Source organism: Lentibacillus sp. (genome assembly GCF_035301925.1).
In the GTDB taxonomy this organism is placed as follows: Bacteria; Bacillota; Bacilli; order Bacillales; family Amphibacillaceae; genus Lentibacillus.
This window is the reverse complement of record NZ_DATGTI010000072.1, coordinates 1-12345: the sequence shown is the minus strand read 5'-3', so window position 1 is coordinate 12345 and position 12345 is coordinate 1. Positions and strand designations below refer to the sequence as shown.

Annotated in this window: 11 protein-coding genes; 10 read left to right on the top strand and 1 reads right to left on the bottom strand. The window is 42.6% G+C overall.

Annotated elements, in window-relative coordinates; translation table 11 throughout:
* The 7 genes from VK080_RS06445 to VK080_RS06415 all read left to right on the top strand — a co-directional run.
* Positions 1-390, top strand: a 390-nt coding sequence (locus VK080_RS06445; protein ID WP_324223950.1) for a YfiT family bacillithiol transferase, incomplete at its 5' end; no start/stop codon positions are given.
* 254 nt (positions 391-644) lie between these two features.
* Positions 645-2924 (top strand): ATP-binding cassette domain-containing protein, encoded by a 2280-nt coding sequence (locus VK080_RS06440; protein ID WP_324223949.1) that lies wholly within the window; start codon positions 645-647, stop codon positions 2922-2924.
* Positions 2925-3555: 631 nt separating this feature from the next.
* Positions 3556-4083 carry a diaminobutyrate acetyltransferase gene (ectA, locus tag VK080_RS06435; protein ID WP_324223948.1) on the top strand — a complete coding sequence of 176 codons (528 nt, stop codon included), beginning with the start codon at positions 3556-3558 and terminating at the stop codon, positions 4081-4083.
* A 1-nt stretch (position 4084) separates the two neighbouring features.
* The gene (gene ectB, locus VK080_RS06430; protein WP_324223947.1) at positions 4085-5365 is read left to right on the top strand and encodes a diaminobutyrate--2-oxoglutarate transaminase; all 1281 of its coding nucleotides are present in this window, start codon (positions 4085-4087) and stop codon (positions 5363-5365) included.
* Between the two features lie 162 nt (positions 5366-5527).
* A complete protein-coding gene (locus VK080_RS06425; protein ID WP_324223946.1) occupies positions 5528-5914 on the top strand; it encodes an ectoine synthase in 387 nt (128 codons plus the stop codon).
* A gap of 648 nt (positions 5915-6562) precedes the next feature.
* Positions 6563-6976, top strand: coding sequence for a hypothetical protein (locus tag VK080_RS06420; protein WP_324223945.1), 414 nt, complete (start codon positions 6563-6565; stop codon positions 6974-6976).
* Complete coding sequence (locus VK080_RS06415) at positions 6964-7206, top strand: hypothetical protein (RefSeq protein ID WP_324223944.1); 243 nt, start codon at positions 6964-6966, stop codon at positions 7204-7206. The genes VK080_RS06420 and VK080_RS06415 overlap by 13 nt, the downstream gene beginning before the upstream one ends.
* A gap of 416 nt (positions 7207-7622) precedes the next feature.
* Here VK080_RS06415 and VK080_RS06410 read toward each other — a convergent pair whose 3' ends face one another.
* Complete coding sequence (locus VK080_RS06410) at positions 7623-8510, bottom strand: GNAT family N-acetyltransferase (protein WP_324223943.1); 888 nt, start codon at positions 8508-8510, stop codon at positions 7623-7625.
* Between the two features lie 348 nt (positions 8511-8858).
* Between VK080_RS06410 and metA the strand changes: the two genes are divergently transcribed.
* The 3 genes from metA to VK080_RS06395 form a co-directional block, all read left to right on the top strand.
* A complete protein-coding gene (gene metA, locus VK080_RS06405) occupies positions 8859-9767 on the top strand; it encodes a homoserine O-acetyltransferase MetA (RefSeq protein WP_324223942.1) in 909 nt (302 codons plus the stop codon).
* 295 nt (positions 9768-10062) lie between these two features.
* On the top strand, positions 10063-11253 hold the full coding sequence (locus VK080_RS06400) for an exonuclease SbcCD subunit D (RefSeq protein WP_324223941.1): 1191 nt from the start codon (positions 10063-10065) through the stop codon (positions 11251-11253).
* Between the two features lie 30 nt (positions 11254-11283).
* Positions 11284-12345 (top strand): AAA family ATPase (locus VK080_RS06395; RefSeq protein WP_324223940.1); only part of this gene is annotated, 1062 nt, incomplete at its 3' end.

Here is a 12345-nt window from a genome sequence, read left to right as displayed (position 1 = left end):
TCATTAAGTGATGAAGAATTAAGCAGAACATATCGTGATGGTAGCTGGACAGTTCATCAACTTGTTCATCACATTGCAGATTCTCAGTTGAACATGTATCAACGTTTGAAGCTGGCTTTAACAGATGAGAATCCAACAGTACCAGCTTTTGATCAAGAAAAGTGGGCTATTCAACCGGATACAAATGTTTCTATAGAAAGTTCTATTAAAATGCTGGAAGGTATCAATGAGCGCATCGTATCTTTAGGATATAGTTTAACTGAAGAGCAATTAAATCGAGCTTTTACTCTACAGACAAACGGTAAAATAACAGTTGCAGAAAAAGTTGCAAAATTAGCTTGGCATGAAGAGCACCATTTAGCCCATATAAAAATTGCATTATCAAAATAATACAATTATGTATGGAATTGGCTAATCAAACTTCGGTAAGCCAATTTTTTAAAATAAGTAATCATTACAGACGTTTTATTCAACGAATACAGCTAATAGCAGAAAAAGACCATTCCAGAAAACGACATCGCAACCAAATAAGTGCGTCTTCTGAAAACGACCCAGCTTGTCGAATACGAAAATGTCTCATACAGGACGATGGCTAAAGTATCCAAGACACTTTCTTAGTAGATAAAGTCAGAAAGGATGGTAAAGTGTCAGAAATAAAAGATGAAATCATTTTAAGGGGACTTAAAGAAAATAATTTAAAAAATGTGGATTTAAACATACCTAAAGAAAAAATTATTGTATTTACTGGTCTTTCAGGGTCAGGAAAAAGCTCCGTTGTATTTGATACATTAGCAACAGAAAGCAGAAGACAAATGACGTTGAATTATTCTCAATACGTCAGATATCGAATGCCAAGATACGAAAGACCAAATGCCGATTCTTTGCAAAACTTAAGCCCGGTTGTCGTAGTCGAGCAAAGACCTGCTGGAGGCAATTCCCGTTCAACGGTTGGCACCTATATGGATATACATCCATTAATTAGACTGTTGTTTTCAAGAATAGGAAAACCATCCATAGGTTCTGCCAGTGATTTTTCAAGCCAAAGTTCGTTTGGCAGATGCCCGAAATGTAACGGATTTGGGGAGGTCATTGCGCCAGACCCGAATAAGATAATTGATGAAAATAAGTCACTTCGGGATTATGCCGTAAAATTCAAGCCATTATCGCCTTCAGGTTGGCAAGGCAGGTGGATGATGACCGGCGGATTATTCGATCCGGATCTGCCTGTCAAGGACTACTCCGAGGAAAAACGCCATCTGCTGTTATATGGTCCTCCTGAAGGCGAAAGAGTCTTTGCGCCGTTTCATACAAAACACGGACCTCAAGAGCATGAGTGGGATGGGTTATTGCCCAGGTTTACACGTCTTTATATCAATCGAGATGTCTCAAAGCTAAAACAAGTATCCCAAGATGACGTTTTAGCCGTATCAACTCGATTCTTATGCTCAACCTGTCAAGGTTCTGGCCTAAACCCAAAGGTATTGGAATGCAGAATAAATGGCTTCAATATCGCAGAATACGATCAATTGGAACTTACAGAACTACTGGAAGAATTAACGAAGATAAAAGATCCGATGGGAGAATCGATCGCACAACAAGTAATCCCGCGTGTAAAACAACTCGTTGACATGGGATTAGGATATCTGAGTCTGTCCAGAAAAATGGGCACTCTGTCTGGTGGTGAAGCGCAAAGGGTAAAAATCGCTCGTCATTTAGGGAGCAGTCTAAACAATATCACTTACATTTTCGAAGAACCAACTGCAGGACTCCACCCAGAAGAAGTGGCTATGTTAATACAAATGCTGAAAAGTATAAAAGACGGGCATAATACCGTCATTGTCATCGAACACGATCTATCCGTCATAAAAGCAGCGGATGAAATCATCGAGATGGGACCAGGTGCAGGTGCGAGTGGGGGAGAAGTTGTCTATCAAGGAAAATTAGAAGGGCTGAAAAACGCTAAAGCTGCAACAACTTTAAACTACAAGCTGACAATAAACAAACATCCAAGAGATATAGAAAGTTATTTTACAATAAAAAAAGCAAGTAACCATAACTTAAAAAATATTAGCGTCAATATTCCTAAAAATGTCTTAGTTTCTATATGTGGCGTGTCTGGTTCAGGTAAAAGCTCCTTCATGTTGGAAGCATTCCCGGAACGTTACCCAGAAACCATCATGGTAGGACAAGGCAGTATCGGAATCTCCAGCCGTTCCACACTAGCAACATACATGGGCATTATGGATGATATTCGTTCCATATTTTCAAAAGAAACAGGCCGTCCTGCAGGTTTGTTCAGCTTTAACTCCTCAGGGGCATGTCCTGTCTGCAAAGGAAAAGGCGTCACAGCGCCAGACGTAGCATTTGCGGATCCAGTGACGATTCCCTGTGAAGCATGTGGCGGTACAAGATACTCAGACGAGGCGTTGTCGTATCGATATCAAGGTAAAAATATAGTCGAGATGTTAGATTTAACGATAGACGATGCTATGAACTATTTTAAAGAACATAAGATCATCAAAAGAGTCAATACTTTAAAAGACGTAGGACTAGGGTATCTAACCTTAGGACAAACGACAAGTTCTCTAAGCGGCGGAGAAGTTCAGCGTCTAAAACTTGCAAGCCACTTACAAAAAGAAGGACAAATCTATTTGTTGGACGAGCCATCCTTAGGGCTGCACACAAAAGATAATGGGAAACTTTTAAATGTATTTCAACATCTTGTCACTAGAGGTAATTCCGTTATCATCATCGAACACAATCCAGACTTTATAGCAGCGAGCGACTGGGTTATCGAATTAGGCCCAGGAGGCGGAAAACAAGGTGGACATATTATATTTGAAGGTACACCAGAAGAGATGTTAAATGCAGAAACATTGACAGCGAAATGGTTAAAGGATGGCGTTGCAGAACATTTTATGTGAATCTCCCCACTTATCGAAGCAGGTATTATCGTAAAAAAATTGAATAGTCGCGAACCTGTTACTGTTCACTAAAAAAAGATATTGTATTAGAACTGCAAAGAAATTTTACCCAAAAGGACCGACTACACGGTCCCTTTTAGTTTGTTTTAGAAATCTGACTCAATTCAATTAGAACTGAGCCATTCATAAAATTTAGTTTCCTTCTTCAGCAATCGCGTCCGATCGCGGACCCCATGCACTTTAAACTCCCCACAATATAAAGTGACGATTATAATCAAAAAAGGTTGCGGTGATGTTTCAATACTGGCATCGGCCTGCTCACCAATTTCTTCAAGTCTGACTGTCGGCCTCTGATCATTGATAAGACGAGGCTGCAGCCGATTTTTTCTCACGTTAATAGCGGCTGTCACTCATCTCATGATTTTTGAATATCCGTCTATTTCCAAATATTTTGGAGCTTTTTTTGATTAATCGGGGATTGCTTTATCCAGACCGGATTTAAACAAGTTTAACCTTAATAAATCATGCTTAATCCGTTTTGACGAAAGCGACAATTCTATTTATTCTAAAAAAGAATGTTTTTTTGAAAATCCTAGGAGGTGGAATCATCTTAAACAGCAGTAATGTTGTCATGACGAAAACAAAGGAACAAGAGGGTTTAGTTTTTCGCAAACCAACAAAAGATGATGGAGCGGAAGTGTGGGAACTGATAAAAGAGACAGGTGTTCTGGATCTTAATTCTTCCTACAGTTATCTTATGTGGTGTGAAATATTTTCCGAAACATCCATCGTCGTTGAACGAGATGGGAAAACAGTAGGCTTCATTTCAGGATTTATTCATCCCGATCAGCCTGATACACTGTTCATCTGGCAGGTCGCTGTCGATGCGTCTGAACGCGGCAATGGATTGGCGACGAGGATGTTGTATCAGCTGCTTAAGCGCGAAGGCTGTGAAGAAGTTAATTACGTGGAGGCAACAGTGTCTCCGTCAAATATAGCATCACAGCAGCTGTTTAAAGGCCTTGCGAAAAAACTGCGTACCAAATGTGTGATTCATGACTATTTTACATCAGGTGACTTTCCGAAAGAAGGTCATGAAGATGAGCGATTGTTTAAGATTGGACCAATTCAAAAAGAAAAAATTCAGGTGGAAGGGTGAAATGGTGACAACAACAGTAATTGAAGATAACAAGATGAAGACATTTGAGGAACTGGAGTCGACCGTCAGAAGCTACAGCCGTGGCTGGCCAACCGTTTTTGAGAAAGCAAAGGGGTATAAAATCTGGGATACAGATGGAAATGAATATATTGATTTCTTTGCAGGTGCCGGCGGGTTAAATTACGGCCACAATGACGATGCCATGCAGGAAAAAATGATTGATTACATCCAGCAGAACGGCATCCTTCATAGTCTTGACATGGGAACAACATCAAGAAAAGAATTTCTTGAACGTTTCAAGGACACCATTCTGAAGCCCCGCAATCTTGATTATAAAGTGATGTTTCCTGGACCAACCGGTACAAACTCAGTAGAAAGTGCACTGAAAATTACACGTAAGGTAACAGGAAGAGACACGGTCATCAGCTTCACAAATGCATTCCATGGCATGACAATCGGTTCACTTTCCGTAACCGCCAACTCTTTTAAACGGCATGGGGCAGGTGTTCCGCTGCATCATTCGGTGTCAATGCCATTTGATGATTATATGGAAGATCAGGATACCATCGCTTACCTGGAGCGGTTTTTGGAAGACAGAGGAAGCGGTGTTGCTCTGCCGGCAGCCATTATATTGGAAACGGTTCAGGGTGAGGGCGGTATTAACGCGGCTAGCATGGAATGGCTGAAAAAAGTCGATGAGCTTTGCAAATGCTGGGACATTTTGCTGATTGTTGATGATGTCCAGGCGGGTTGCGGCAGAACTGGTACATTTTTCAGCTTTGAACCGGCCGGAATCGACCCGGATATTGTCTGCCTGTCCAAATCGATTGGCGGTGCCGGACTGCCAATGGCACTGACACTGATCAAACCGGAATTTGACCAGTGGGGGCCGGGTGAACATAATGGTACGTTCCGCGGCAACAATCTTGCTTTCATTGCCGCGACAGAGGCACTCACCTACTGGGAAAATGATGACCTAAGCGAGTCGGTCAAGGAAAAAGGTAAGCTTTTGAAAAAAGGCGCTCAAGCCATTATCGACAAATATCCTGAACTCGAAGCCCATCATCGCGGCAGAGGGCTGATGCAGGGGATTGCCATGGGTAAAGACGGTCTGACTGATGATATTTGTGCGGAAGCGTTCCAGCGCGGATTAATTGTAGAAACTTCCGGTCCAAAAGATGAAGTTGTTAAATTTCTCCCACCACTTATTATAGATAATGAAGGCATCGAAAAAGGGCTTGCTATTTTGGATGAAAGCATTGGAGCAGCTCTGGCGAAATAAAATTAAATTTCAGTCAGTGGAGCAGTTTTCCCGCTGAATGAGCCAGCCGAATTGGATGGTTGCCGGCAGTTATCCTTTATTCAATTTGGTGTTTTAGCCGGGATTTTCTGCCGGTTACATGCTGGCTAAATATAAGCAGAAAAAGGAAAGAAGGGACAGCAAATGATTGTAAAATCGCTTGAAGATTTGATTGGAACAGAAGACGAAACAACAGAAGAAAATTGGTCGAGCCGACGTTTTATCCTGAAAAAGGACGGCGTTGGCTTCAGCATGAACGATACTATCATCAAAGCCGGAACAGAAAACTATTTCTGGTACAAGAATCATATCGAAGCCGTTTACTGTATCGAAGGGGAAGGCACTATTGAAAAAGTGGAAACAGGCGATGTATATGATATCAAGGCCGGTACGATGTATCTGTTGGATGAGCATGATAAGCATATACTAAGAGCCAAAACGCAGATGCGTATGGTGTGTGTGTTCAATCCGCCGTTAGTTGGGAGAGAAACACATAATGAAGAAGGTTATTACCCGCTGTTGACAGAATAGAGTGCTCAGAATTATTTACCCGGATTATGGTGATGAGCCATAATCCGGGTTTTTTTCTGAACTATTATAATAAAGCAAGGATATCCCAAAAACTTAATGAGGACCGATCATTAGAAGTTAACCAGGATAGGCGACGCAGTATCAGATTTCTCAAGTCCAAAACGCTTTCCAAAAGCGTCAGAAACGTCAGAGAGAAGGTCTCTCAAGTCCGAAACACTCTCCGAAAGCGGTCAAAATGTCAGAGAGGAAGCCTCTCTAGTCCAAAATGCTCTCCGAAAGCGGTCAAAACGTCAGAGAGGAAGCTTCCCACGTCCGAAACGCTCTCCGAAACCGTCTGAAACGTCAGAGAGAAAGTCCTTCAAGTCTGGGAGAAAGATTCTGATGATAATTCGCAGCGCTTGAGGGATGCGTGCCCATAACTGTATTTCTATTTAAAAAGATTTCAGGTAAGAATCATGTTTGAAGTAGGCGTTTTTTGGATGTTAATTGGGGTACATGCTCCTATGCCGGGATGAAATCTTGGTATCCCCTCCTTATAATATTCAATGTTATTTTAACGGCTGCCGGATGAATTTTCGAAAATTCCATTGACTTTGACCGTGAATATATAGAAACTGAGTATAGACTAATGATGGAGTTGATGCTCGGATGGGACTGTTAAACGAGTACCAGTGGGAGATTTTCATTACAGCTGAAGTGTTGTCAATGGTGGCATTGTTGCTTTTCGGTGTCGTTCGCTACTTGCTGGGCAGGCACAAGCTGAGTTTGTCGTTTTTGCTTGCATTTCTTGTACTGTTGGGGATTGAAGCTTTGCTGGCCATTTTAATTTACCGGGAAACGGGTGAATTTTCAACGTTCCAGATTATCATCACGGTTTTCGTGATTTATGCGTGCACATTTGGGATTTTTGACTTTATGAAACTGGACCGTTGGATGCGGAAGACAATCGGGCGTTGGCGCGGTGTGGAACTGTTAACAGCAAAAGACTATCGGATTATGGAACGGAATAAAGACCCGAAGTTTATCGCAAAAAATATCGCTGGAGTTCGATGGCGCATTTAATGGTGTTTGTCGTGGTACAGGGGATATTTTGGACTTACGGGACAGATAGTTTTGAAGATATGCTGGGTTATTTGACTGATTTTTCATGGATAGAAGCAGGTAATGCGGCAAATTCACCGTATGCTAATGAAACAACTTATGGTATTGGCATGGTATGGGGAATCGCTTTCACAGCCGATTTTCTGTATTCGTGGTCGTATACGTTGTTTCCTGCTGAATCCGGCAAGTGACAAAGATAATTAAACAGGAGAGTAAATATGGCATCTCATATTTTTGCAAACGGACTTCACGGTGAAGGTGCTCATGTGGATCCATTATCAGTAGTCATCTTGATTCCAAGAAGTAAGTAATCCCCTCTCCTGTGAATTGGTGAATGGGAAGGGGATTACTTTCCTGAACCGCCACCGCCACTTCTATGCGGTGTAGCTCTCAGAACTTCGATGTTAAGCCATCGGGGTTCCTTTTCGTATGACGCTTTCTATCTTAATTTGATGCCACATTTGACAAAAACTCAAGGTATGAGTTTAAAACGGGTACTGTTACCACACAAGCCAACATTTTAAACACGAACAGGCAATCCTTCAAAGTGATACATATTATTATTGTTTCTTTGCATATTCATATTGGTTTACATAACGTTCGAAAATCATTTCGCCAGAGCAGTTGATCTTTCCCACGTTGAACGATCCATCCCGTAAAGAATCCAAGGGGAAGGCAGAACAAATTGATGACCGGCTGGAAGAGATTTGGCTTCTTCTTTCGTCAAATCCATCCATATGTATGTTTCGTCATCTGTATGGTCTTTAAGCTTACGGTATTCCAAGTTTATGGTTTCCCACAGGCCTGGCTGTGAAGTCATGTCATGCCATGGATAGACGGCATGCAAAAAATGATACTTTTTCTGATCATATTTTGTAATCAGGAATCGTGTCTGACTCTCATTTTCAAAGAAGGACCATTGCTTTAAGTCATTTTCCCGAAACAATTCGGCCGATGCCGGCAGCGGGTAAAAGCACTCGTATGGAAAGACCGATCCGGTTTGAATATAAAGCTCGTCCACCCATTCCCGTTTGCGCTTTATATCGGTGACAGGCCGCCATGAGCGTGCACCAGACTCAAGGGCAGAGACGTTACTGGTAAGAGCACCATGCAATTTGGTATAAGGAATCAGATCTATTTTTTCCAATACCCGCTGTGCAGGCAGGTTGTCCTCCTGTGTATTGGCGCCTGCCCAATAAATGTTATTGATCTTGAATGCTTCATTCAGCACGTAATCTACCAATTCTGTCGCATTGCCTCTTCCCGCAAAACGACGATCGCTTCTCAACCGGCCTAACATTGCGTATCTGTCAGCATAAATCGAATATCCGCTCATGCTGACCATTTGTCCATCGATGAATAAGCCGTATAAACGGTTATTCCCTGTAACGAGGTGTTCAAATATATTGGCAATATAGTCAAATTCAATACCAGTATCCATCTTATCGAAATGGGGATAGTCATTATGGTTTAGCATTCGGATGGTTTTGCTCATATGCAGCACACACTTCCTGAATTTTTCTCCCGCATTCATGGACAGTAACCCGCCGTAATACGACGGCTAACTGTCCATAAATGCCTGATTCTGTTCGGGCCTGCAGGAGGCAGGCGACAAAGGCGTTGCCACAGGACGTGGCGTTTTTAGTCTTTGTTCCCCTCATTCAATGGAGAAAATCACTCCACTGAATGAAGTTTCACATTATCAATTAACAGGTTACCACGACTTCATGTTGTCCTGAAATAATTTACCCATATGTATAAATTTTCTGCAAGATGGTTGCCACGCTTTTGTTTGCGTTCTATAATGGAGAATATATTTAACGAAAAAGAGGAGTGGTGTCGGTTGCCAATTAATGTACCAAAAGAATTGCCTGCCAGTGATGCTTTAAAGCAGGAAAAGATCTTTGTCATGGATGAAGATAGGGCCCGGACGCAGGATATCCGCCCTCTTAATATATTAATTTTAAATTTGATGCCAGAGAAAGAACGTACAGAATTGCAACTGCTGCGCTTGCTTGGAAACACACCGCTGCAGGTCAATATTAGTTTCCTCAGAACGGCAACACACCGGCCGACACATGTCAGCCCGCATCATTTGGATAATTTTTACACAACGTTTGAAGAGGTCAAAGATCGCCGCTTTGACGGACTCATCATTACAGGGGCGCCAATTGAACATCTGGCATTTGAGGATGTTGCCTATTGGGAAGAGCTGACGGAGATTATGGACTGGACAACGTCTAACGTGACGTCCACATTTCATATATGCTGGGGAGCTCAGGCAGGCCTATATTACCATTATGGTGTAGACAAATATGAGCTTTCCGAAAAGTGCTTCGGTATTTATAAACACCAAATTTCTGATCCGACCGTTAAACTTGTGCGCGGCTTTGATGATATTTTCCATGGACCGCATTCGCGGTATACAAGCGTACCGAGAGAGGAGATTGAAGCCCATCCCGATTTAACATTGCTGTCAGTATCCGAACAGGGGGCACCGTTTATTATCATGTCCAACGATGGCAAAAACATCATGATTACCGGCCATATGGAATACGATGCCATCACCCTTGGCGAAGAGTACGAACGTGACCACAGCAGAGGGGTGAAAACGGCGATTCCGGAAAATTATTTTCCAAACGATGATACTAATGCACAGCCGCCACATAAATGGCGTTCACACAGCCATTTATTGTTCTCCAACTGGCTCAACTATTATGTTTATCAGGAAACACCATTTGAGTGGGATTAAATACTATATGAGCTGCTGAGCTGTAAGCCTTGTCCGAGGTTTACAGCTTTTTTCGACCCCGTCAATTGTGAACTTCAGCGGAAAATTTGTGAACTTCAGCAAATAAAGTATGAACTTTAGCAAATAGTATGTGAACTTTAGCAAAAATCGTGTGAACTTCAGCAAAATTCGATGCCATCCCTTAAATGGGCTTTCACGAAATACATAATCTGCTAAATTATGATTCTTATCTCACACGATGAAAGAATTATACTATAATAGACTTATAGAAATCGATCGGAAAGGAGCCAAGCCTATGATATTATTCCATACAGCCGACTGGCATTTGGGGAAGCTTGTCCAGGGCGTGTACATGACAGAGGATCAGCGTTATGTCTTGGAACAATTCATCAAAGCGGTTGAAGAAGAAGAGCCGGATGCTGTGATTATTGCCGGTGATTTGTATGATCGCGCGGTGCCGCCGACAGAAGCTGTGCATTTATTGGACGAGGTTTTGAGCAAGATTGTTCTTGAAATGAACACGCCGGTTTTGGCGGTGGCGGGAAATCATGATAGTCCGAGCCGCCTCAACTTTGGCAGCAATATTATGAAGCAGAACGGATTTCATATCATTGGTCATTTCAGCGAAAATCTGCAGCCGGTTGTACTGCATGATGAACATGGCCCGGTGCAATTTCATCTTGTGCCATATTGTGATCCGAGCGTTGTCCGGACCACGTTGGCGGATGATGACATTCGGACACATAATGATGCGGCGGAAAAGGTCGTGGAACATATTCGTCGTCAAATGGATCCGGATGCCCGTCATGTTTACGTAGGCCATGCGTTTGTCACACCATTCGGCGAGGAAGAGGAAAATACGACTGACTCGGAACGACCGCTCTCAATCGGAGGAGCGGAATATGTTGATGCCTACAACTTTTCACCATTTCACTACACCGCCTTGGGTCACTTGCATCAGGCACACCACGTCAGTAGCGAAACGATTCGGTATTGCGGGTCGATTCTCAAATATTCGATTTCCGAAGAACACCATCAAAAAGGCTTTTCGATTGTTGAGATGGATGGTGACGGGAATGTGTCGGTCGAGAAACGTTCCCTTACGCCGAGAAGAGATATTCGGACGATTGAAGCAACAATGGAAGATTTATTGACCCATCCGGTTAATGACGATTATGTGTTTGTCCGTTTGCTTGATGATGCACCTATTTTGTCACCAATGGAACGCATCCGATCAGTCTATCCGAATGCCATGCATGTCGAACGAAAACATTACGGTATCTCCGGTGGCCCGACTCGTAATAAGTCAAAAGTGGACCGCAGTAATATGAGTGATTTGGAGCTTTTTAAGTCGTTTTACAAAGAAGTAAAGGGCGTCGAGGCAACGGCGGAAACGGAAGCAATTTTCAAAGAGGTGCTCGATGAACTTTTAAAAGATGAACGGGAAACAACGGAATCCAAGAAGGAAAAAGCGGTATCAAAGTAAATCATCAGGGCAGAAAGGGGAGAATACACGTTGAGACCATTAAAACTGACGATGACGGCATTCGGCCCGTATAAAAAGACCGAGGTCATCGATTTTACAGAACTGGAAGAGAATCATTTGTTTGTCATCTCCGGGAATACCGGTGCCGGGAAAACAACGATTTTTGACGGTATCTGTTTTGCTCTGTATGGAAGTGCCAGTGGAACAGACAGGGAAGACCACCGGATGCTGCGCAGTGATTTTGCCGATGACGATACCCATACATCAGTTGAATTGGAATTTGAACTGAACGGGCATATTTATCGGATTTTGCGTCAGCTGGGCCATGTGAAACAAGGAAACAAAACAAAGACCGGTGAGCGGTATGAGTTTTATGAAAAAGTGGACGGAAAGGAAGTCCCCTGTGTTGACAGGCAAATGGTTTCCGAAATCAACAAAAAAATTGAGGCGCTTATTGGTCTTACGCAGGATCAGTTCAAGCAGATTGTTATGCTGCCACAGGGCGAGTTTCGCAAACTATTAACCTCGGATACGGAAAATAAGGAAGCGATTTTAAGGCGGATTTTTAAAACAGAATCATATAAGCAACTAAATGAACTGCTGAAACAGAAGAAAGATGATGCCCGGCAGCTTTTTGACCGGGAAAAACAAATGCGGGACCATTACATCCAACATATTTCGGCGACACTGCCGATACGGGAAGACGCTCCATTATTTCAGGTGTTGGCCGAGGAGCATTATAATGTCAACCAGGTGATCACCGCACTGGATGATGAAATTCAGTTTTATCACGACCAAATTGCCATCGATCAGCAAAAATATGATCGAGCCTACAAAGCACATGGCCAAAAACAAACTGAATTTCACGAAGCTAAAACATTAAACGACCGTTTTCAAGAACTCGAGCAAAAGGAAACCGAGCTGAAAGCACTGCAGGAACAGGCCCCCGTGTTTCAGCAAAAGGAAAAACAGCTTGAAGCAGCCGAACAGGCAAGCCAAATTGAAATTTATGAAAACCAAGCATCTGATCGGCGTAAAGAAGAGACAGAAAAAACGCATGATCTCGAACGTGCAATATCACGAAGCAAGCAA